The following is a 21,522-nucleotide window of genomic DNA, read 5'->3' as shown; positions in this document are numbered from 1 at the left end:
GATGACCCATGGCTGACTCTGCTTTCTTCTGCCCCCTGTCCCACGAAGGCGTTCTCGCCGTCCGCGGTTCTGATGCTGCCAAATTCCTGCAAGGCCAGCTGACCTGCAACCTCAATTACCTGAGTGATACCCAGGCCAGCCTGGGCGCGCGCTGCACGCAAAAAGGCCGGATGCAGTCCAGCTTCCGCATCCTGCTGCAAGGTGATGGCGTACTCCTGGCCATGGCCACGGAGCTGCTCGAACCGCAGTTGGCAGACCTGAAGAAATACGCGGTGTTCTCCAAATCCAAACTTACCGACGAAAGCGCCGCCTGGGTGCGCTTCGGATTGGCGAACGCAGACGCGTCCCTGGCCGCCCTTGGCCTGACGCTACCCGCCGAAACCGACAGCGTGGTGCGCACCGACACCTTGATCGCTATTCGCGTGTCCCCTGGCCGTGCCGAACTCTGGGTGCCCACCGAACAAGCCGACACCGTGCGCAACCAACTGGCCGCACAATTGCCACAGGCTGAGTTGAATGCCTGGCTACTTGGCCAGATTCGCGCGGGTATCGGCCAGGTAATGGCGCAGACCCGCGAACTGTTCATCCCGCAGATGCTCAACCTGCAAGCCGTGGGCGGCGTCAGTTTCAAGAAAGGCTGCTACACCGGCCAGGAAATCGTCGCGCGCATGCAATACCTGGGCAAACTCAAGCGACGCCTGTATCGACTGAGCCTTGAAGCCACGCAATTACCCGAGCCCGGCACGCCGTTGTTTTCCCCAGGCCATAACAGCGCGGTTGGCGAGGTCGTGATCGCGGCAAAAGCTGACCAGTCGATTGAACTTCTCGCTGTGCTGCAAGCCGAAGCTGCCGAGAGTGGCGACGTGCGTACAGGCAGCCTGGAAGGGCCCGGCCTGCAGCTGCTTGATCTGCCTTACCAACTGGACCGTGATCGCGAGATCCAGCGTTAATCGCCATACCTTTTTGCAGCACCCTAGAGAGCATGAATGAACAAGCTGGCGGAAAAAGTCCAACAGGCGTTGGTGACGGCCATCGACAACGATGACCTGGTTCTGCCGACATTGCCGGAGGTGGCCCTGAAAATTCGCCAGGCCGCCGAAGACCCTGAGATCAGCATCAGTCATTTGAGCAAGGTGATCAGTCGCGACACCGCCCTGTCGGCGCGCCTGATCAAGGTGGTCAACAGCCCGCTGTTACGGGCGAGCCAGGAAGTCACCGACCTGCACACGGCCATCACGCGGCTGGGCACCAACTACAGCAGCAACCTGGCCATCGGCCTGGTGATGGAGCAGATTTTTCACGCCCGCTCCGAAGTGGTCGCACAGAAAATGCGCGATGTGTGGTGCCGTAGCCTGGAAGTCGCCGGCGTCAGCTATGCCTTGTGTCGCCGGCATAGTCACCTCAAGGCCGACCAGGCGGCCCTCGGCGGGTTGGTGCATCAGATCGGCGTGCTGCCGATCCTCACCTACGCCGAAGACCACTACGAGCTGCTTTCCGACCCGGTCAGCCTCAACCACGTCATCGAAAGCATTCATCCGTTACTGGGCGACAAACTGCTGAGTGGCTGGGACTTCCCCGAAATGCTGGCGAAACTGCCGGGCCAGTACCTGAACCTGGAACGCAACTCTGCCACACTCGACTATGTGGATCTGGTGCAGATCGCCGTGCTCTACTGCCATCACAACACCGACCATCCGCTGGCGAAAGTCGACATTACCAGCGTGCCTGCGATGAAAAAGCTGCGAATTGATCTCTACAGCGAGAAATCGCGCACCGAACTGGATGAAGCACGGTCGATGTTCTACTGATCAACCGGCGATAAAACTCACGCGCACTTTCAACCCAGCCAACTCGCCATCATGCAGGCTGATCTGCGCCAGGTGCGCACGGCAGATCTCCCCGACAATTGCCAGCCCCAAGCCCGACCCCATGCCCTGCTGGCTACGGCGATAAAAGCGCTCGAATACCCGGTCCCGCTCATCCAACGGGATGCCTGGGCCATCATCCTCAACCTCCAGCACCGCCGGCGCGGTCACGCGCAAAATCACATTGCCGCCAGGTGGCGTATGGGCCATAGCGTTGTCCACCAGATTGCTCAGCAGCTCATTCAACAGCGTCGGTTCACCGCGCAACCAGACCGGCTCGTCCGCCTCCAGTGCCAGGGCCACCCCGCGTGCGTGAGCCAGCGGCGCCATGGCCATGCCCAGTTCGCGCGCCAACTGGCTGAGGTCGAGCAACTGCGCGCCTCCTTCAGCAATGGCTCGGGCACCGTTTTCGATACGGGCCAGGGACAACAATTGATTAGCCAGATGGGTCAGGCGGTCGGTGCCCTGGGCAGCGCTTTCCAGGGTGCTGTGCCAGGTGGACGGCTCCTGGGCACGCAAGCCCAGTTCCAGGCGAGCCTTGAGCGCCGCCAAGGGCGTACGCAGTTCGTGGGCTGCATCGGCAATAAACTGGGCCTGGCGCTCGAACTGGCCGCGCAGACGTTCGGTGAAATGGTTGAGGGAGCGCACCAGCGGGCCGAACTCATCCTGAACTTCCACCAATGGCAGCGGCCGCAAATCATCGGGTTGGCGTTCTTCCACCGCTGTACGCAGGCGTTCGAGCGGACGCAGTGCAGCGCTCACCGCAAACCACACCAGCAGCAACGCGCCGATGGCCAGCATCCCCAGGCGCAGCAACGTGTCGGCCATCAAGCTGCGGGCCATGGCAACGCGTGCTTCGTCGGTCTCCGCGACACGAATCTCGGCCATCCCATTCATGTTCGGCTCGGAAACGGCCTTGAGCAGGCTCACCACTCGCACGTGCTGGCCCTGGTACATGGCGTTGTAGAAGCGCGCCAAGGCCGGGTAATCGTCGGTGCGGGGGGTGCCGGGCGGCGGGCCTGGGAGGTTTTCGTAACCGGAAATCAGCTTCTGATGGATATCGTTGACCTGATAATAGATGCGCCCGGCACTGTCGTAGGCGAAAGTGTCGAGGGCCACATACGGCACATTGGCGCTGAGGGTGCCGTCCACCTGGGTCAAGCCTGCGGCAATGGTGCGCGCCGAAGCCAACAGCGTGCGGTCATAGGCCGTGTCGGCGGCTTCGCGCCCGTTCCAGTAGGCGCTCATGCCGCTGGCGAGCATCAACAGCACCAGCAACAGCGCCAGGTTCCACAGCAAGCGCCAGCGCAGACTGCTGGGCTTATGCATCGCGGGCTTCCAGCAAGTAGCCCAAGCCGCGGAACGTCACGATGGCGATGGGCTGGCCGTCGAGCTTCTTGCGCAGGCGGTGCACGTAGATTTCGATGGCATCGGGGCTGGCCTCCTCGTCCAGGCCGAAAACCTGAGAGGCCAATTGCTCTTTGCTCATCACGCGGCCCGGTCGGGCGATCAAGGCTTCGAGTACGGCTTGTTCGCGGGAGGTCAACGTCATCAATTCACCGCCAACCGTGAAGCGTCGTGTGTCCAGGTCGTATACCAGCACCCCGCACGTCTGCTGGCGCTCCCCGCCCAATACACTGCGGCGCAGCAGCGCCTTGACCCGCGCTTCCAGCTCTGTCAGTTCGAACGGCTTGGCGAGGTAGTCGTCGGCGCCCAGGTTCAGGCCGTGCACGCGGTCTTTGACATCACTGCGTGCCGTCAGCATCAGCACCGGCAGGTTTTTCCCTCGGGCCCGCAAGCGCGCCAGCACCTCGAAACCATCCATGCGCGGCAGGCCCACATCGAGGATCGCCGCCGCGTATTCCTCGCTGCCCAAGGCCAGGTCCGCGGCCACACCATCGTGCAGCACGTCGACGGTCAGACCCATGCCCTTGAGCGCTTGTGCAACACTTTCGGCAAGTTGCAGATGGTCTTCAACCAGGAGGACACGCATGGATTTCTACCTCATGAGGAGTGGTCGGCGCGGCGTTTTATTGGCCCGCTGGCCGGCGAGTTTACAGGCGCAACCTGCCCTGTGAAGCCCGAAAACATTGAAAGACAATTGAAAGGTTAGTGAAAGCTTCGCCCTTTAGCATCCAGCTACGGTGGTTTCTGCCCGCCGAGCTGCCTCATCCGTAGCGCCCGAAAAACGCCTCGAAGCGTTTTCGCCAAAAATAAGAACAATAACGGAGTCCATCACGATGCTGTCGACACAGCCCCAGGCTTGCACGCCTGTTCGTTCTTGCCGTCTGAGCCACACCGCTCTCGCCAGTGCTTGCGCCCTCGCCGGCTTTTCGCCGCTAAGCCAGGCTGCCTTCTTCGAAGACAGTAGCGCGACCCTGGAAACCCGCAACATGTACTTCAACCGCGACTTTCGCGACGGTACCCGTGCGCAGCAATCCAAACGCGATGAATGGGCCCAGGGTTTCATGCTCAACCTGCAATCGGGCTACACCGACGGCACTGTCGGTTTTGGCGTGGATGCGCTGGGTATGCTCGGCATCAAGCTCGACTCCAGCCCCGACCGCACCGGCACCGGCCTGCTGCCGACCCACGACGACGGCCGTGCCGCCAATGAGTACTCCAAGCTGGGCCTGACCGGCAAAGTGAAAATCTCCGCCACCGAGCTGAAGATCGGCGCGCTGATACCCGAATTGCCAATCCTCAAGCCCAACGACGGTCGCATCCTGCCGCAGACCTTCAACGGTGGCCTGCTGACGTCCAAGGAATTCAAGAACCTTGTGTTCACTGGTGGCCGCCTGGATAAGGCCAAGGACCGCGACGACACCAATTACGAAGATATTGCGCTCAATAACAAGAACAGCCGCTTCCTCAGTGGCGCCACCGGCAAGCACTTCAACTTCGGCGGCGTGGACTACAAGTTCGCCGACAAAATCACCGGCAGCTATCACTTCGCCCAACTCGATGACGTGTACCGCCAGCATTTCCTCGGCCTGGTCGCCGCGCGCCCGATGGGCCCCGGCACGTTTGCCGCCGACCTGCGCATGGCCATCAGTGACGACACCGGTAGCGCCCGCGGCGGCAATATCGACAACACATCCCTCAACGGCCTGTTCAGCTATGCCCTCAATGGCCATAAGCTCAGCGCCGGCTACCAGCACATGTCCGGCGACAGCGCCTTTCCGTATGTGGATGGCAGCGACCCGTACCTGGTCAACTTCGTACAGATCAACGACTTTGCCGGCGCCGAAGAACGCTCCTGGCAGGCACGCTACGACTACGACTTCGCCAAGCTGGGGATTCCCGGCCTGAGTTTCATGAGCCGTTACCTGTCGGGCGACAACATCAAGCTCAAGAACGGCCAAACGGGCAAAGAGTGGGAGCGCAACAGCGAGATCAAGTACGTGGTGCAAAGCGGCACGTTCAAGGATGTGGCTGTGCGCCTGCGTAACGCGACCTACCGCTCCAACTATTCAGCCCGCGATGCGGATGAAATGCGCTTGCTGGTCAGCTATAGCATTGCCCTTTGGTAAATGTGCGTTGGTACTAAAACCTTATAACAACAACGATGGAGATAACCATGAACCCTTCACTGCGTAAATTTGCCCTCGTCGCCGGCTGCATGTTGTTCGCCGGCCAGTTGCTGGCCGCCGACGAGCCCAAGCGCCCGGAATGCATCGCCCCGGCCTCCCCCGGCGGTGGTTTTGACCTGACCTGCAAGCTGGCGCAAAGCGCGCTGGTCAACCAGAAGCTGCTGAGCAAGCCGATGCGTGTGACCTACATGCCCGGCGGCGTTGGCGCGGTGGCCTACAACGCAGTGGTTGCCCAGCGCCCTGCGGACGCAGGCACTTTGGTGGCCTGGTCCAGTGGTTCGCTGCTGAACCTGGCCCAGGGCAAGTTCGGTCGCTTTGATGAAAGCGCCGTGCGCTGGCTGGCGGCGGTAGGCACCAGCTACGGTGCCATCGCAGTGAAAAACGATTCGCCCTACAAGACCCTCGACGATCTGGTCCAGGCGTTGAAGAAAGATCCGAGCAAGGTGGTGATTGGTTCCGGTGGCACCGTCGGCAGCCAGGACTGGATGCAAACCGCACTGATCGCCAAGGCCGCCGGCATCAACCCGCGTGACCTGCGTTATGTGGCGCTCGAAGGTGGCGGCGAAATCGCCACGGCGCTGCTGGGCGGCCATATCCAGGTAGGCAGTACCGACATTTCCGACTCCATGCCACACATCCAAAGCGGCGATATGCGCCTACTGGCCGTGTTCGCTGAAAAGCGCCTGGACGAGCCGGAAATGAAAGATATTCCGACGGCCAAGGAGCAAGGCTACGACATCGTCTGGCCGGTGGTACGCGGTTTCTACCTTGGGCCAAAAGTCAGCGATGCCGACTATGCCTGGTGGAAAGACGCGTTCGACAAACTGCTGGCATCCGAGGACTTCGCCAAGCTGCGTGACCAACGCGAGCTGTTCCCGTTCGCCATGACCGGCCAGGAGCTGGACACCTACGTGAAGAAACAGGTGGCCGACTACAAAGTATTGGCCAAAGAGTTCGGCCTGATCCAGTAATTGCCTACCTGTTCGCGCGGCCACGCCTTCACGCATCGAGGGCGTGGCCCAGGAGTTTTCCATGCTCTTTCAACGCATTTTCGCTGCCGTGATGTTATTGGCCTGTATCGGCCTGGCATTGATGGCCTGGCCGTATCAGGCGGCCTTTTCCTACGAACCGGTAGGGCCTCGGGCTTTCCCCCTGCTGCTGATTGGGCTGATGGGCCTGGCGCTGATCTACATGCTGATTCGTCCGCAACCGACCAAGCACACCGACGATGAGCCAGCTTTGGACCGCCCGACCCTGATCAAAATCGGGATTTGCGTGGCTTTGCTGCTGGTGTTTGCCAGCACTTTCGAATCCCTGGGTTTCATTCTCAGCAGCATGCTGATCGGTATTCCGATGGCGCGGCTGTATGGCGGCCGCTGGTTGCACAGCGTGGTCATCATCACCTTGATGAGCATCGGTCTTTATCTGTTGTTCGATAAAACCATGGATGTGCCACTGCCCCTCGGTCTGCTCGACGTTCTGGAGAACTGATATGGATACTTTTGGCTATTTGGGCCAGGGTTTCGGCGTCGCGCTGAGCCCCTACAACCTGGTAACCGCATTGTGCGGCACCCTGATCGGCACCGTGGTCGGCCTGCTGCCGGGCCTGGGACCGATCAACGGTGTGGCACTGTTGATCCCCATCGCGTTTGCCCTGGGCCTGCCGCCCGAGTCAGCGCTGATCCTGCTGGCAGCCGTGTACCTGGGTTGTGAATACGGCGGCCGGATCAGCTCGATCCTGCTTAATATCCCGGGCGAAGCCTCCACCGTGATGACCACCCTCGACGGCTACCCGATGGCTCGTAAAGGTATGGCCGGCGTGGCGTTGTCGCTGTCTGCCTGGAGCTCGTTCATTGGTGCTTTTATCGCCACCTGCGGCATGGTGCTGTTCGCCCCGCTGCTGGCCAAATGGGCAATTGCCTTTGGGCCGGCGGAATACTTCGTGTTGATGGTATTTGCGATTGTCTGCCTGGGCGGCATGGCCGGTGACAAACCACTGAAAACCTTTGTGTCGGCGCTGATCGGCCTGTTCCTTGCCTGCGTGGGCATCGACGCCAACAGTGGTGTGTACCGCTTTACCGGCGACAATATTCACCTGACCGACGGCATCCAGTTCGTGGTGCTGGTGCTGGGCCTGTTCTCCATCAGTGAAATCCTGCTGCTGCTGGAGAAAACTCACCGCGGCCAGGAAGCGGTGAAAGCCACCGGGCGCATGATGTTTAACGTCAAGGAAGCCTTGTCGGTGTTGACCGTGAACCTGCGTTGCGGGGTGTCGGGCTTTATCATCGGCGTGTTGCCCGGTGCCGGCGCGACCATGGCCTCGGCCGTGGCCTACATGACCGAAAAACGTATCGCCGGCGCCAGCGGCAAATTCGGCCAAGGCGACATGCGCGGCCTGGCCGCACCGGAAACCGCCATCGGCGCTTCTGTCTGCGGCGCCATGGTGCCGATGCTGACCCTCGGCGTTCCCGGCTCGGGTACCACGGCCGTGATGATCGGCGCGCTGTCGCTGTACAACATCACCCCCGGTCCGCTGCTGTTTCAACAGCAACCTGATATCGTCTGGGGCCTGATCGCCTCGTTGTTTATTGCCAACATCATGCTGGTGGTCCTCAACATCCCGATGATCCGTATCTTCACGCGCATCCTTGCCGTGCCGAACTGGGCGCTGGTACCGGTGATCGCTATCATCACCGCGATTGGCGTGTACGCCGTCCATGCCACCACCTTCGATCTGTTCCTGATGATCGCCATCGGCATCTTCGGCTACATCCTGCGCAAGCTGGACTTCCCACTGTCGCCGTTGCTGCTGGGCTTTATCCTCGGTGGTCTGATGGAGCAGAACCTGCGTCGCGCATTGTCGATTTCCAATGGCGCGCTGGAGATCCTGTGGTCCAGCCCGATCACCTTCGGTGTATGGGTACTGACCGCCATCATGCTGCTCGTGCCATTGCTGCGTATCTGGCGCAAGCGCTCCTTGCAGCGCCGTGCCGTAGCCGATGTCTGAAGTCACCTTCAAACATTGGTGGGGAACACCGCTGGTCGGCCTGGCCGGCGGTTACCTGGCCAGCCTCGTCGGCTGGCCTTTGCCGTATATGGTCGGCGCGTTGCTGGCGATCATCCTGGTTCGCTGCCTCACGCCCTGGCAGTTGGCAGAGATTCCCGGCGGGCGCAAGTGCGGCCAATGGGTGGTGGGCATCGGCATCGGCTTGCACTTCACGCCGCTGGTGATTGAACAAGTGATGAGCCACTTCGGCTTGATCTTTTTCGGTGCTCTGGTCACCAGTTTGTCGAGCGTGGTGGGTGTGTGGTTGATGCGCAGCAGTGGGGAAGACCGCGCCACGGCGTTTTTCTCCAGTATGCCGGGCGGCTCCGGGGAGATGGTCAACCTGGGCGCCCGCAATGGTGCGGTACTCAGCCGGGTGGCGGCAGGGCAAAGCCTGCGTGTGCTGGTGGTGGTGTTGTGTGTGCCGGCGATCTTCAAGTATTTGCTGGGCGGCGGTGCACCGCAGTTTCACCCGGCGCCTGTGGACTGGGCCTGGCTGGCCCTGCTGTTCCCGGTAGGTGCGCTGGTGGCCTGGGGCTGGCAGCGTTTGCGCCAACCCAATCCCTGGCTGTTCGGGCCGTTGCTGGTGAGCGCCATCGCCAGTGTGACGTGGGACTTGCACATCGGCCTACCCGACGGCGGCAGCCAGATCGGCCAATGGCTGATCGGCAGCGGTTTGGGCTGCCACTTCAATCGGCAGTTCTTCCGCAGCGCCCCGGCGTTCATGGGCCGCACCTTGATTGGCACGGCCTTGACCATGGCGCTCGCCACGTTGGCAGCGGTAGGGTTGAGTGCGCTGACCCACCTGGACCTGCGCTCACTGACGTTGGGCATGATGCCTGGCGGCATTGCCGAGATGAGCCTGACGGCAGAGACCCTGCAATTGTCGGTGCCGTTGGTGACAGCAATGCAGGTGATGCGTCTGCTGTTTGTGCTGTTTTTGGCAGAGCCGTTGTTCAGGCACTGGAACCGCCAATCTTAACTCTGGAAGTGGCCCCTCAGGGGCCACGACCGTTTGTCTGAACTGGCACTCTTCACAGCTAGCCAAGCTCACCTTATCAGGTGTTCCATGGCGCGACTTCCCTTTGAGGAGCGCAATCGTGGTGACCCCAACCGAAACAACGCTCGAAAACGAGAATGAAGAGCCCGCCGCAATCGTCAATACGATTACCGTCCATGGTTCCCCCAATCGCCTTGTACTCAATGGGGATGGAACGCGTCTGTATGTCGCAAGCTCCACATTGCCACAAGGCATTACTGTCATCGACACAGCGAACTTTAGCGTCGTCAGGACCATCACCAATGTGGGATCCCCCATTTGGCTGGCCATGCACCCCACGGCCCCGCGCCTTTACGCCAGCGATAACAGCCAGGCCAGCAATACGCCGATCACAGTGATAGACACCTTGACCGATACCGTCAGTGACCAGATCAGGGGGTTTACTGCCATCAATGGGTTGGCCTTGAATTCTACCGGAGCACGCTTGTACGTCGCCGACCACGCCGCATCGGAAGTGGTGGTGATCGATACCGCCAATCATCAGCGAATCGCCACCACCCCAGTGCGTTACCCTCGAGAGATAGCGATAGCACCCGGCAACGCCCGTTTACACCTTGCCTCGGATTTGGATGGGTGGACCAGCATCCACCTGGGGACCAACAGGGTTGTGACCCAAACCAATACCGTTGCCGGTCAACCTACCTCCATTGCTCATGCTCGCTTCAGCGCACGTGTCTACATCACCTACCAGGACCGTGGTGAGGTCTATATCGGCAATACCTCCGCCGCACAGGTCAGTACCATACTGGACGGTTTGCTAGGCCCCTATCAGGTGGCATTTCATACGATGCTCGAATTCGCCTACATCACGGAAACCGATGGCGATCGCGTGAGTATCCTCCACACCCGCACACAAACCGTAACGGACACCCTCACAGGCTTCAACAAACCGCGGGGCATCGTCGTGACACCCAACGGCCGAACCGCCTACGTGGCCAATATTGGCAATAGCACAGTGTCGCAAGTCCGTCTGTAGCCATGGTCGTCCGGTTCAGAGTGGCGGCAGCCGCCACTCGATCGGTGCCTCGCCATTCTGTTCAAGAAACTTGTTAGCCCGGCTGAAATGCCCGCAGCCCAGAAACCCGCGATACGCCGACAACGGCGACGGATGCACCGACGTCAGCACCAGATGCTTGGTGGCATCGATGAGCTTCTGCTTGCTTTGAGCATGAGCGCCCCACAGCAGGAACACCAGGTGCGGCTGATGCTCGCTGACTACCTCGATAATCCGATCGGTGAAGAACTGCCAGCCCTTGCCCGCATGGGCGTTGGCGTTGGCGCGCTCCACGGTCATGGTGGTGTTGAGCATCAGCACGCCCTGATCGGCCCAGCTTTGCAGGTAGCCGTGGTTGGGGATGTCGATGTTCAGGTCGCGCTTGAGCTCTTTATAGATATTGACCAGCGACGGCGGCGCCGGCACCCCCGGTTGTACCGAAAAGCACAGGCCATGGGCCTGGCCGGGACCGTGGTAGGGGTCCTGGCCGAGGATCACGACCTTGACCTTGTCCAGGGGCGTTGAGTTGAGAGCGTTGAAAATCAACGGACCGGGCGGGTAGATCTCTTTGCCGGCGGCATGTTCCTGGCGCAGGAATTCGCGCAACTGGGCCATGTAGGACTTCTCGAACTCATCGCGCAAGGCGTGTTTCCAGCTGGGTTCGAGTTTGATACGGTCGCCATCGGTCATAGTTGAATTGTCTTGTAAAAAAGAATGAGGCGAACCCTAGGAAAGCCGACCCCGCTTGTCAATTGATCTGACACACCACCGGCACTTTCCCACGAAGGGATCATACTCATCCTTCACCTTCTCGATTGAGGTCACAATGAACCTGCACTTCGAAGAACTGGCCGGCAACGGCGGTGCGCGCATAGGCATCGCCAGCCTGGACGCTCAAAAATCCCTCAACGCCCTCTCCCTGCCCATGATTCTGGCGTTGGCAGAACGCCTGGATGCCTGGGCCAACGACCCGCAAATCGCCTGTGTGTTGTTGCGCGGCAACGGGCCAAAAGCCTTTTGCGCTGGGGGTGAAGTGCGCAGCCTGGCTCAGGAGTGCCGTGAACAACCCGGCGAAGTACCGGCCCTGGCCGCGCAGTTTTTTGCTGCCGAATATCGCCTCGACTACCGCTTGCATACCTACCCCAAGCCGCTGATTTGCTGGGGCCACGGCTATGTATTGGGCGGTGGCATGGGTTTGTTGCAAAGTGCCTCGGTACGTATTGTTACGCCGAGCAGTCGCCTGGCCATGCCCGAGATCAGCATCGGGTTGTACCCGGATGTAGGTGCCAGCTGGTTTCTGTCTCGCCTGCCGGGCAAGCTCGGTTTGTTCCTGGGCCTTACCGGTGCTCATGTCAACGGCCGCGATGCCCTGGAACTGGGCCTGGCTGACCGCTTCCTGCGTGATGACCAGCAAGACGAGCTGCTTGACGGTTTGCTGCAACTGAACTGGCAGGAACAGGCCGCAATGCAGCTCAACAGTTTGCTCAAGGCCCTTGCCCAGGAAGCGGTCGGCCACCAACCCGAAGCGCAATGGTTGCCGCGCCGTGGGCTGATCGACGAATGGCTGGATGTGGGTGATATACGGTGTGCCTGGCGTGCATTGAGCCTGTTGTGTGATCACAGCGATCCGCTCTTGGCCCGCGCGGGTAAAACCCTCAGTGAAGGCTGCCCGCTGACGGCACACCTGGTGTGGGAGCAGATTCAGCGTGCCCGTCATCTATCCCTGGCACAGGTGTTTCAGATGGAGTACACCATGAGCCTCAATTGCTGCCGTCATCCAGAGTTCGCCGAAGGTGTTCGAGCACGCCTGATCGACAAGGACCAGACACCTCATTGGCATTGGCCGGATATCAATACCCTTCCGGAAGCGGTGGTGCACGCGCATTTCAGCAAGGCATGGGAAGGTAGGAATCCTCTGGCGGATTTATCTGACTACTGACAGGTCCGTTCGCTTGTCGTTGACGTTGAAAGCGCAGTTGTCCGGCTGGCTGTCCGTGCAGGTATATACCGGCAGTGTGAACGCGCCGGGCCGCAGTTCCCAATACAAGGTGCTGGTCAATGACATGTTGATAATTTTACTGTCCTTGTAGGGCCTCAGCGCTACAACCCCGTCCCAACCGGTGCGGTAGATGCACTTATCCATGTAGCCGTTTTCCCTCTGCTCTTGCTCCCCCGGTATGAAGACCGCGCCGATGAATCCGTCGATAAGGCCCCGATACTTGACCTTCGGGCTTTGCCACCGCAGGCCGTTATCCTCGACGCGATAATGCCCGTCGACATACAAGACCTGCGCCGGGTAAGGACAGCCTTGCTCCGCTCTGGCCGATGCAACGATGCAGCTCGTCAGCAGGAGCACGCAAATAAGTTGTTTGAACATAGGGATTCCATCTGCTCAGTTTCACCACGCAAAGCGCAGGGCTTTTCGCTAGTGAAATACAGCTATCGCCTCAAAGATAGCTGTTAAATCTGACAGTACGGACATACGGTACCTATAAAAAACGGCGCTTGATGCGCCGCTTGTTTTTCAAGATATTTAACGATGACCGCCGCGGCCACCTCCGTGATCGGAACCACGCCCATGCCCGCCGTTGCCCCAGCGATTACCCCACCCTTGATTGGAGTAAGGTCGGTAACCCGCCCTTGGGTAATAACGCGGGGCCGGCTGGTAATAACGCGGCGCCGAATAATAGCGAGGTTGTGGTGCATAGTAGCGAGGCGCTGGGGTGTAATAACTGCGCCCATAGGGAGAATAACGCGGGCCGCCGTAATAATAGGCGGGCGCCGGTGCGGTATAGACTTCGGAGCGATAGTAAGTGGCGCCTCCATCGTAGTAGGGCACACAAGCTGACAAGGTCAGGCCGAGCAAAGCGATAAGCAGCAGTCGTCTATACATGGCGGCCTCCTGGACCGCGGAAGAGCTCCTCCAGCGACGCTGGAGAGCGGCATTCAGCCTTCACTGAATGACGAAATATCTGACATCAAAAACCGAATCTGGTGCGCCTACGACATAAGTCGAAACATCTGTTTCAGACGAAGTGAATGCTCGCCTTCAGGACGCGGCGATGGAACCGGACTCAGCGGCGCTGTATCGTGCAAGGACTTGTGCGCCCCTGCCCGATTCCTGCCTGAACCGACCGATGACCACACCCACCCTTTGCCCTGCCTGCGGCGCTCGCAACGACTGCACCCTGGCCGATCCGCGTACCGCCGACCAGCCCTGCTGGTGCTTCAGCGTAACCATCGATCCGGCGGTGCTTGAAGCCTTGTCCGATGAACTGCGCAATAAAGCCTGCCTGTGCCCGCGCTGTGCCCGGGCGGACGAACAGTTGCGTAACCGCAATGCGCGTTGATCGTTTCCTCAGCAACCTGGCGCAGTTCAATCGCCAGCAAGTGCGCCTGCTGCTGGCGGGGCGCCGGGTGACCGTCGATGGTGTCGAGATCAGCGACCCTCATCATCCAGTGCGCGAATTCAGCCATGTCTGCGTTGACGGTGAAGTACTGCAGGCAGGCAAACCGGCGCGCTATTTCATGCTGCACAAACCCCAGGGCTGCGTGAGTGCCACATCGGACCCGCAACACCCCACTGTCCTGGACTTGCTGGATGTACCAGACAAGGCCGAGCTGCATATCGCCGGTCGCCTGGATTTCAATACCACCGGCCTGATGCTGATTACCAACGACGGCCAGTGGTCGCGGCGCCTGACGCAACCACAGACCAAGTTGCCCAAGGTTTATCGCGTGGAAACCGAGCAGGACATCGGTGCACAGTACGCGGTGACTTTTGCCGAGGGTGTGTATTTCGCCTTCGAAGATCTCACCACCCAACCTGCCGAACTTGAGTTGCTGGGCCCAAAGACGGCGCGCTTGAGCATCATCGAAGGCCGCTATCACCAAGTGAAGCGGATGTTTGGCCATTTCGACAATAAGGTGACCGGCCTGCATCGCGAACGGATGGGCCCCTTGGCTCTGGATACAAGCCTTGCGCCGGGCCAATACCGACCATTGACCGACGACGAAATCCGACAGGTCTGACGACCGTTCGGCCAGCGCCGGCAAAAATCCGGCCGTTCAACTTGCGGCCTGCCGGTTGTGCTGCTTGACTCAGGGCTTGCGCCACATCATGACTGATGAGTCGCCCTATAATCTCCAAGAAACACCTTGCCTCGCCCGCGCTTGATCTGCGGGCCATCCCGGCAAACCGCCCTTCATAACAATACCCGCCGGCCAGCCGTCATCGGACCGACATGGGCCCTCATTTCAAGGCGTATGCCTACCTGTCACAAAGCTCGTGCAGAGTGATCTGCGCGCACTACCCGCTTGCCAGGAGTCTTACGACATGAGGCCAGAAATCGCTGTGCTGGATATACAGGGTCAGTATCGGGTGTACACGGAGTTCTATCGCGCGGACGCGGCTGAAAAGACCATCGTCCTGGTCAACGGCTCCATGGCGACCACGGCGTCCTTTGCTCAAACCGTGAAAAGCCTGTACCCGCAATTCAATGTGGTTTTGTACGACCAGCCTTACGCCGGCCGTTCCAAAATCCATAACCGCCATGAGCAGATGCTGACAAAGGAAGTTGAGGGTCAGATTCTCCTGGAACTGCTCGATCACTTCGCCGCAGAGCATGTGCTGTCCTTTTCGTGGGGCGGTGCCGCCACGCTGGTCGCGCTTGCACACCGGCCTCGACGTGTGGAAAAAGCCGTGATCAGCTCATTCTCGCCAGTGATCAACGCACCAATGCGCGATTACCTTGAGCGCGGTGTCGACTACCTCGGCAACCTCGACCGCGACCGCGTCGGCCACCTGGTCAACAGCACCATCGGCAAGCATCTGCCGTCGCTGTTCAAGCGCTTCAACTACCGCCACGTCAGCAACCTGGCCGAGCACGAATATGGGCAGATGCACTTTCACATCAGCCACGTACTCAACAGCGACCGGCTGTGCTACCTCAGGGCGGCCAAACAGATCGACATTCCGGTGTTGTTCTTGAACGGCGAATGGGATGAATACACCAGCGCCGAGGATGCCAGGCTGTTTGGCCAGCATGTGGCCAAGAGCAGCTTCAGCACCATCCAGGCCACGGGGCACTTTCTGGATATGGAACACAAAGCGGCGTGCCGGGATAGCCGTGAGGCAGTGGTGGGCTTCTTGAAACCAGAGCGACAGGTGAGCCGGCTGCGCTATCACCAGGGGCAGACGCAGCATGCAGCTACCCTTTGAAATGGAGACTAGCGACGGCGAACAAGCGCCCTCGCCACACGCAACCCACACATTTTTCAAAGAAAAACTTCAAATTGCGGCGAACATCTGGTACAAAGTCAGCCGCTCTGAGCGGGTATAGTTTAGTGGCAAAACGAAAGCTTCCCAAGCTTTAGTTGAGGGTTCGATTCCCTCTACCCGCTCCACTTGAAAGTGGCACCTGCGTCAGGCTAAATCTGGCGAAGGATGCATAGAAACCGGTCCCTGGTGACCGGTTTTTTTATGCGTGGGATTTGAGATTCAAGAACGTTGTGCACTGACCCGTTCGGGTTTGACAGGCTTCCAGCCCACCAACGCGATCAACAGGGTCAGCAGTTGCAAACCGATGATCAGCCCCACACACCCGGCCCAGCCCCAGCGCTCCCAAATCAGCGCCGGCACGATAGCTCCGCAGCTACCGCCCAGGTAGTAACAGGTCAGGTAGACCCCCACTGCTCTTGCTTTGCTGTCGCCAGCGTTGGCGGTGATGAAGGCATTGGCAGCGGCTTGGGCGAGGAACACGCCGGTGGAGCTGAAGGCCAGGCCTACCACGATGCACCCCAGGGAAGGCACCAGGGTCAGGGCCGAACCACAAACGCCCAGCACCGCGGCGATGCTCAGCAGTTCTGCCTGTGGGCGGGCTTTGCTGAGGCGGCCGGCGATGGGTATCACGATCAGCGCCAACAGAAATACGGTGTACAGCGCTCCCAAGGCCGCAGGCCCGAGGTTGAAAGGCGGTAGGCCAAGGTACAAACCTGCGTAGGTGAAGGCGGCGACCTGTGAAAATAACACGCAAAAACCTACGGCATACGCAGCCATCAGCGGCGTGCGTAAAACACCTGACCAAGCCGCCTTGGCCAGCTTCGCCCGCGGGCGATTGGCGGGCAGCAGAAACTGGATAAAACCGCCGACCATCAAGCTCAACACGGCCAGCCACTCAAACGCTTCGCGCCAGCCCACGTACTCGGTCACCACCCCGGTGACGAACCGCCCGGCGAACCCACCCAGCACGGTACCCGCCACATACAGGCTGGTGACTTCAGTCACCGTGCCACCGCTCCAGCGATCGCCGATGTAAGCCACGCTCGTGGCAAACACTATGGGGATCAGCATGCCCTCGACAAAGCGCCAGACCAACACTCCGGCGAAGCTGTCAGCATAAGCCGTCATCAACGCCGGCCCCGCCAGCAACAGCGCCGCCAGGCTTATCACCGTGCGTTGCTCGAAGCGTCGGGTCAGGTGGCTGACAAATGGCGCAGTGATCGCCACCGCCAGCGTGGTCACGGTAATGCTCCAGCCGGCAGCCTTGGCGCTGATGTCGAACTGCGCCGCAAACACCTGCAGGATGCTCTGGGTGGCGTAGAGGTTGAGGAACGCCGCGCAGCCACACAGGAACAGGGCAAGGCGGGCACAATGCAGGCGCGGTTTCATGAAACCTCTCGTTTTATTTTGTGCGGCCTTTATAGAATGGCCGGCGTGCCTTTAACCAATACCGAATTCCGACCGATTGATACCCAAGGATCAGGATGCTCGACCTACGCAAGCTGCGTTACTTTCTGACGGTCGCTGAAGAACTGCACTTCGGCCGTGCGGCACTTCGCCTGCATCTGGCCCAACCGCCGCTGACTCGGCAGATTTCTGCGCTGGAGGCAGAGTTGGGGTTCAAGCTGTTTGACCGCACCAGCCGCACGGTCACCCTCACCGCTCAGGGACGTTCGTTCCTGCCCTATGCCCGCGGTGTGTTGGAGCAAGTAGAACTGGCGCAAGTGATCGCGCGTAAATTGGCCGCCGGCACTGCGGGCCAACTGGCACTGGGATATGCCAGTTCAATCGCGCTGTCGGACCTGTTCAGCCAGGCGATCCAGGCATTCGCCCAGCGCTTTCCCGATGTGCAGTTGACCCTGGTGGAATGCGCCTCCGGCAGCCTGGGCGCCCAGGTGGCGGACGGACGCCTGGATATCGGCTTGAGCCGCCTGATGCCGCAAAGCGCCGATGTCCAGGCGTTATCGCTGGGTGAGGAGCGGTTGGTGGCCGCCGTCTCCAGCGACAGCCCATTGGCCAGCCAAACGATGCTCGGCGTGGCGCAACTCAGCACTTATCCGCTGATTCTGTTTCCGGCCGATTACGGGTCTGGCTTGAACCAGTCCATCGAGCAACTTTACCGACACCACGGCCAGCCCCTGCGCCCTGGGCCGACCGGGCGACAGATCACTTCGATCATTGCCTTGGTGGCGGCCGGGCAAGGCGTTGCGCTGGTCCCGGAATGTACCCGGAGCTTGATGAACAAAGGCGTGACGTATCGACCGCTGCAGGAAGTGGACGCATGTGCGCAGTTATTGGTACTTACCCCGACTTCAGGAAGAGGCGTATTAGTGGACGCATTTATTGGTGTACTTGAACAGGCATTACACATCCCGTAATACCGCGAAAAATCCCGCAATACGTCTCGGCGGCGCCATTCCAGCGCCGCCATACACTTCCTTCAACCGCTACCGAAATATCGGACATCGACCATCGGTAGGTAGAGTGTTGATAATTTTTTTTCAGTAGTTATAGTCACCACCAACACACACCACAAGGAGGTGATGTGGATAGCCGCTATTTGATAGGTAACATCGTTGCAGACGGTTGGTATCTGGTGCGCATCAGGGGCAGTCATCATCACTTCAAGCACCGGACAAAGCCCGGTCTGGTCACGATTCCTCATCCAAAAAAGGACCTGCTGGATAAAACCGCCAAGAGCATTTTGAAACAGGCTCTGCTGAGTTAACCGTCCCTGGAGGGCAACACACATGCTTTATCCCATCGCAATTTCAACGGGCGACGAGGACCACGCCTGGGGCGTGGAAGTCCCGGATATTCCCGGGTGCTATTCCGCCGGCGATGACCTGGACGACGCCATGGCCATGGCCCGCGAAGCCATCGAGGGGCACTTCGAGATCCTTGCAGAAGATGGCGCGCCGATTCCCAGCGCGCAGAAAGTCACCTTGCACGCCGCCAACCCACAGTACGCAGGCTGCACCTGGGCGGTGGTAGACATCGACGTCACCAAGTACCTGGGCAAGGCGCAAAAACTCAACATCACCCTGCCGGGGTATCTGTTGAATCGCATCGATGACTATGTACTGAATCACCCGGAAGAAAAAAGCCGTTCGGGGTTTCTGGCGTCCGCGGCACTCAAGGTATTGCAACAGGATCGATAATCGCGGCGAAGCAACACCGAAGGGTTTACCGCAACGTTCAACTGACAAGAATTTGACCGCAAGAAACGTAGTTTCCAGGCCCGCTGGCGGAACTAGAGTAGCGTCATCCCCATTAAACGCCTGTTCGAGGAGCACGCTCATGACTTACCAATTCAAGCTCATGCCTTCCCCTGTCGGTGAACTGACCCTGGTAGCGCGCAACGGCAAACTGAGCGCCATTTTATGGGAAGTGGAACGCGCGAACCGTGTGCGCCTGGGTGAATTGGTCGAGGCCAATGACAGCCCGGTATTGCTGGAAACCCAACGCCAGTTAACGGAATACTTTGCCGGATCGCGCAATCGGTTTGAGCTGGAGCTGGATTTCGCCGGTACCGATTTTCAGAAACAGGTTTGGCGGGCTCTGCTGACAATTCCCTTCGGCGAAACGCGCAGCTACAGCCAGATTGCCCAACAGATCGGCAACCCCAAGGCTGTACGCGCAGTCGGTGCGGCGAATGGGCGTAATCCGATCTCGATTGTCGCCCCCTGCCACCGGGTGATTGGCGCATCAGGCGGGCTGACCGGATTTGCCGGGGGGTTGCAGGCCAAGCAGTATTTGCTGGCGCTGGAAGGCGCAGGTCAGGCAGAGCTGGCGCTCTGACTTTGGCGGCGACTGAACTGCTTGCCGAGATATTTGTTAAAAGAAATTTCAGAGAACTGCTGTGGTCAATTGTTCATCACCTCTTCACACAGGAAACGGTAATGAAGTTCTCCACGGTCTCGCAAACCCTGTCCCGCTGGGCAGGCAGCCCCCGAACCTTCTACACAGCCGTCGCACTGATCCTGATATGGAGCCTGAGCGGACCCTATTTCCACTACAACGACACCTGGCAACTGATCATCAATACCTCGACGACCATTATCACGTTCCTGATGGTGTTCCTGATCCAGAACACGCAAAACCGCGACAACGATATCCTGCATATCAAGATTGATGAGCTGCTGCGCGTATCCAAGGATGCCCAGAATGCCGTGCTCAGCCTCGATGGCCTGGACCGCAAGGAACTGGAAAAGCTGCGCCAGGAATACCGCGACATTGGCAACACCAGCAGCCTGAGTTTGAACAACGGTTGCGCTGACAACGCTGCGCCGACCAAGACAGACCTGAACCAGGCATAAAAAAACGGCGGTTGGGTAGGCCCCAACCGCCGATTTCATTTCACGCTACGGTCTCAACCGTCGCCTTGGTGACCCTTGCCATAGGTTGACGCCAGGGCACGGGCTTTTTGCAGACGCTCTTCGAGCTTGGGCAGCGTCTCATCCACCAGCGCTTTTATCTCCGGCACATCCGACGCGGCACCTTCTTTCTTGAACAGGGCGATGGCGTCTTCGTTTTCCTTGACCTGCTGTGCGGTATAGGCAGCGTCAAAGGAGTCGCCATCCTTGAGTTCAGGCATCAGGGTTTCGGCTTTATCGACGATCTTTTCCCGTGGCGCGACCGGCAAATCGAGCTTCTTGGCAATGGCTGCCAAGTGCTGGTTGGCCAGGGTGCGCTCGTTGATGACCTCAATCGTGTAGTCCTTGATCTCTTGGGACGAGGTCTTGGCGTGGGCCATGCGACTGGTTTCGATATCGGCCATACCTTTGGCCGAAGCCTGCTCGATAAATTCAGCAGGCGACTGGGCGAAAGCATTGCTGGCGCCGAGGCCCAGCAGCATCGCGAAACTGGCGGTGCGTAACCGGATAGCCATGCGGCTCATGATGGGTTCCTCCAGAGCAAAAATAGGTACGGGGATCTACACCCGCCCTGGATTCGAATTTTCAGAGCCGCAAAGGTTTAGAAAAAACTTGTCAGTGCGACGAACGGTTGTCGTCATTTCATGCAGGCTTGCTTGCGAACAAGCCCGGCAATGCATGCGCCAGGGCATTAATGGCAAAGCCGATGAACATCACGCCGCAGAGCTTGGTGATCAGGATTTCATGGCGTTGATACACCGTGCGCACTCGTTGGGCGCCGACCACGCCGATCAAAATCCCATAGGCCAACAGGCCGCCAACAAAGCTCAGGAAGATCAGCGACGGCAGCATCGACCACGTCAACAACTCGGCACGGCTGGACAGCAACGCGGTGAAGGTCGCCACGGCAACCGGATAGGCTTTGGGGTTGGTCAAGCCGAACACAATGCCATGCCAGAACGGGTGCCGCGCGGCGCCCTGGGGGGCATCGCCGTTGCGGCGCTGGGTACGGATCGCACGCCAGCCGAGCCAGAACAGATACACACCGCTGAGTACGCCCAATACATCAAACGCACTGCTGCCCACTTCTCGCGCACCGACGATGGCAATCAGCGCAGTACTGCACCACACCACATCACCGAGCAAATGCCCGCACAAAAAACCCGCTCCGGCACGTCGGCCACGCACAGCACCGATGCCGAACACGGCCAAAACACCTGGGCCAGGTGTAATACCGTAGATAAAACCCGAAGCAAGGACGGCGAGCAGCAAGGATGGGGTCATGAATAGACGCTCTGAGGGACTCT

The 21,522-nt window shown here is 59.5% G+C and carries 25 protein-coding genes and 1 tRNA gene; 18 read left to right on the top strand and 8 right to left on the bottom strand.

Annotation, left to right across the window (positions count from 1 at the left end; translation table 11 throughout):
* Window positions 1-8 precede the first annotated feature (8 nt).
* A complete protein-coding gene (locus E4P00_RS01100) occupies window positions 9-950 on the top strand; it encodes a folate-binding protein YgfZ (protein WP_248130509.1) in 942 nt (313 codons plus the stop codon).
* 36 nt (window positions 951-986) lie between these two features.
* On the top strand, window positions 987-1,808 hold the full coding sequence (locus tag E4P00_RS01095; protein WP_032877272.1) for an HDOD domain-containing protein: 822 nt from the start codon (window positions 987-989) through the stop codon (window positions 1,806-1,808).
* On the opposite strand, the gene E4P00_RS01090 is transcribed toward E4P00_RS01095, so the two are convergent.
* Both E4P00_RS01090 and E4P00_RS01085 read right to left on the bottom strand, forming a co-directional pair.
* Window positions 1,809-3,194: a sensor histidine kinase gene (locus E4P00_RS01090; RefSeq protein WP_078820540.1), complete on the bottom strand. Its 1,386-nt coding sequence runs from the start codon at window positions 3,192-3,194 to the stop codon at window positions 1,809-1,811.
* Entirely contained in the window at window positions 3,187-3,858 is a 672-nt protein-coding gene (locus E4P00_RS01085) for a response regulator (RefSeq protein WP_005785982.1), read from the bottom strand. Before E4P00_RS01085 ends, E4P00_RS01090 begins: the two co-directional genes overlap by 8 nt.
* Window positions 3,859-4,105: 247 nt before the next feature.
* On the opposite strand from E4P00_RS01085, the gene E4P00_RS01080 reads away from it, so the two are divergent.
* From E4P00_RS01080 to E4P00_RS01055, 6 genes are all read left to right on the top strand, one after another.
* Window positions 4,106-5,398 (top strand): OprD family porin, encoded by a 1,293-nt coding sequence (locus E4P00_RS01080; protein ID WP_078820539.1) that lies wholly within the window; start codon window positions 4,106-4,108, stop codon window positions 5,396-5,398.
* Between the two features lie 47 nt (window positions 5,399-5,445).
* On the top strand, window positions 5,446-6,429 hold the full coding sequence (locus tag E4P00_RS01075; RefSeq protein ID WP_248130508.1) for a tripartite tricarboxylate transporter substrate binding protein: 984 nt from the start codon (window positions 5,446-5,448) through the stop codon (window positions 6,427-6,429).
* 61 nt (window positions 6,430-6,490) lie between these two features.
* Window positions 6,491-6,949: a tripartite tricarboxylate transporter TctB family protein gene (locus E4P00_RS01070; RefSeq protein ID WP_078820537.1), complete on the top strand. Its 459-nt coding sequence runs from the start codon at window positions 6,491-6,493 to the stop codon at window positions 6,947-6,949.
* A gap of 1 nt (window position 6,950) precedes the next feature.
* On the top strand, window positions 6,951-8,465 hold the full coding sequence (locus E4P00_RS01065; protein WP_057701193.1) for a tripartite tricarboxylate transporter permease: 1,515 nt from the start codon (window positions 6,951-6,953) through the stop codon (window positions 8,463-8,465).
* Window positions 8,458-9,486, top strand: a complete 1,029-nt coding sequence (locus E4P00_RS01060) for an AbrB family transcriptional regulator (RefSeq protein WP_248130507.1) — start codon at window positions 8,458-8,460, stop codon at window positions 9,484-9,486. The genes E4P00_RS01065 and E4P00_RS01060 overlap by 8 nt, the downstream gene beginning before the upstream one ends.
* A gap of 118 nt (window positions 9,487-9,604) precedes the next feature.
* Window positions 9,605-10,540: a YncE family protein gene (locus E4P00_RS01055; RefSeq protein WP_248130506.1), complete on the top strand. Its 936-nt coding sequence runs from the start codon at window positions 9,605-9,607 to the stop codon at window positions 10,538-10,540.
* A 15-nt stretch (window positions 10,541-10,555) separates the two neighbouring features.
* Here E4P00_RS01055 and ung read toward each other — a convergent pair whose 3' ends face one another.
* Window positions 10,556-11,248, bottom strand: a complete 693-nt coding sequence (gene ung, locus E4P00_RS01050) for a uracil-DNA glycosylase (protein ID WP_032877279.1) — start codon at window positions 11,246-11,248, stop codon at window positions 10,556-10,558.
* A gap of 136 nt (window positions 11,249-11,384) precedes the next feature.
* Here ung and E4P00_RS01045 point away from each other — a divergent pair, with 136 nt between their 5' ends.
* Window positions 11,385-12,497: an enoyl-CoA hydratase/isomerase family protein gene (locus tag E4P00_RS01045; RefSeq protein WP_248130505.1), complete on the top strand. Its 1,113-nt coding sequence runs from the start codon at window positions 11,385-11,387 to the stop codon at window positions 12,495-12,497.
* Here E4P00_RS01045 and E4P00_RS01040 read toward each other — a convergent pair.
* Window positions 12,483-12,935: a DUF3757 domain-containing protein gene (locus E4P00_RS01040; RefSeq protein ID WP_078820534.1), complete on the bottom strand. Its 453-nt coding sequence runs from the start codon at window positions 12,933-12,935 to the stop codon at window positions 12,483-12,485. The two genes, E4P00_RS01045 and E4P00_RS01040, sit on opposite strands and share 15 nt — an antisense overlap.
* A 156-nt stretch (window positions 12,936-13,091) precedes the next feature.
* Window positions 13,092-13,451 carry a hypothetical protein gene (locus E4P00_RS01035; protein WP_081883289.1) on the bottom strand — a complete coding sequence of 120 codons (360 nt, stop codon included), beginning with the start codon at window positions 13,449-13,451 and terminating at the stop codon, window positions 13,092-13,094.
* A gap of 244 nt (window positions 13,452-13,695) precedes the next feature.
* On the opposite strand from E4P00_RS01035, the gene E4P00_RS01030 reads away from it, so the two are divergent.
* The 4 genes from E4P00_RS01030 to E4P00_RS01015 all read left to right on the top strand — a co-directional run bounded on the left by E4P00_RS01030 (window position 13,696) and on the right by E4P00_RS01015 (window position 15,964).
* Window positions 13,696-13,908: a cysteine-rich CWC family protein gene (locus E4P00_RS01030; RefSeq protein ID WP_216090876.1), complete on the top strand. Its 213-nt coding sequence runs from the start codon at window positions 13,696-13,698 to the stop codon at window positions 13,906-13,908.
* On the top strand, window positions 13,898-14,590 hold the full coding sequence (locus tag E4P00_RS01025) for a pseudouridine synthase (RefSeq protein ID WP_216090875.1): 693 nt from the start codon (window positions 13,898-13,900) through the stop codon (window positions 14,588-14,590). The genes E4P00_RS01030 and E4P00_RS01025 overlap by 11 nt, the downstream gene beginning before the upstream one ends.
* Before the next feature lie 304 nt (window positions 14,591-14,894).
* Window positions 14,895-15,779, top strand: coding sequence for an alpha/beta hydrolase (locus E4P00_RS01020; protein WP_005785967.1), 885 nt, complete (start codon window positions 14,895-14,897; stop codon window positions 15,777-15,779).
* Window positions 15,780-15,890: 111 nt separating this feature from the next.
* A tRNA-Gly gene (locus E4P00_RS01015) sits at window positions 15,891-15,964 on the top strand.
* Between the two features lie 94 nt (window positions 15,965-16,058).
* Here the strand turns inward: E4P00_RS01015 and E4P00_RS01010 are convergent.
* A complete protein-coding gene (locus E4P00_RS01010; RefSeq protein WP_078820530.1) occupies window positions 16,059-17,228 on the bottom strand; it encodes an MFS transporter in 1,170 nt (389 codons plus the stop codon).
* A 95-nt stretch (window positions 17,229-17,323) separates the two neighbouring features.
* On the opposite strand from E4P00_RS01010, the gene E4P00_RS01005 reads away from it, so the two are divergent.
* The 5 genes from E4P00_RS01005 (at window position 17,324) to E4P00_RS00985 (ending at window position 20,158) form a co-directional block, all read left to right on the top strand.
* Window positions 17,324-18,217: a LysR family transcriptional regulator gene (locus tag E4P00_RS01005; RefSeq protein WP_078820529.1), complete on the top strand. Its 894-nt coding sequence runs from the start codon at window positions 17,324-17,326 to the stop codon at window positions 18,215-18,217.
* Between the two features lie 167 nt (window positions 18,218-18,384).
* Window positions 18,385-18,567: a type II toxin-antitoxin system HicA family toxin gene (locus E4P00_RS01000; RefSeq protein WP_078820528.1), complete on the top strand. Its 183-nt coding sequence runs from the start codon at window positions 18,385-18,387 to the stop codon at window positions 18,565-18,567.
* A gap of 22 nt (window positions 18,568-18,589) precedes the next feature.
* Window positions 18,590-19,000 (top strand): type II toxin-antitoxin system HicB family antitoxin, encoded by a 411-nt coding sequence (locus E4P00_RS00995; RefSeq protein WP_032877288.1) that lies wholly within the window; start codon window positions 18,590-18,592, stop codon window positions 18,998-19,000.
* Between the two features lie 139 nt (window positions 19,001-19,139).
* Window positions 19,140-19,640 carry a methylated-DNA--[protein]-cysteine S-methyltransferase gene (locus E4P00_RS00990; protein WP_032877289.1) on the top strand — a complete coding sequence of 167 codons (501 nt, stop codon included), beginning with the start codon at window positions 19,140-19,142 and terminating at the stop codon, window positions 19,638-19,640.
* A 101-nt stretch (window positions 19,641-19,741) separates the two neighbouring features.
* On the top strand, window positions 19,742-20,158 hold the full coding sequence (locus E4P00_RS00985) for a low affinity iron permease family protein (RefSeq protein WP_103733494.1): 417 nt from the start codon (window positions 19,742-19,744) through the stop codon (window positions 20,156-20,158).
* A gap of 53 nt (window positions 20,159-20,211) precedes the next feature.
* Here the strand turns inward: E4P00_RS00985 and E4P00_RS00980 are convergent, their stop codons facing one another.
* Window positions 20,212-20,739, bottom strand: coding sequence for a DUF4142 domain-containing protein (locus tag E4P00_RS00980; RefSeq protein ID WP_005785958.1), 528 nt, complete (start codon window positions 20,737-20,739; stop codon window positions 20,212-20,214).
* Window positions 20,740-20,857: 118 nt separating this feature from the next.
* The gene (locus tag E4P00_RS00975) at window positions 20,858-21,499 is read right to left on the bottom strand and encodes a LysE family translocator (protein WP_248130504.1); all 642 of its coding nucleotides are present in this window, start codon (window positions 21,497-21,499) and stop codon (window positions 20,858-20,860) included.
* Between the last annotated feature and the right edge of the window lie 23 nt (window positions 21,500-21,522).

The organism is Pseudomonas sp. B329 (assembly GCF_023127835.1).
GTDB classification, from domain to species: Bacteria; Pseudomonadota; Gammaproteobacteria; order Pseudomonadales; family Pseudomonadaceae; genus Aquipseudomonas; species Aquipseudomonas synxantha_A.
Note: the sequence above shows the minus strand (reverse complement) of the source record. Positions and strands in the feature narration are given on the sequence as shown.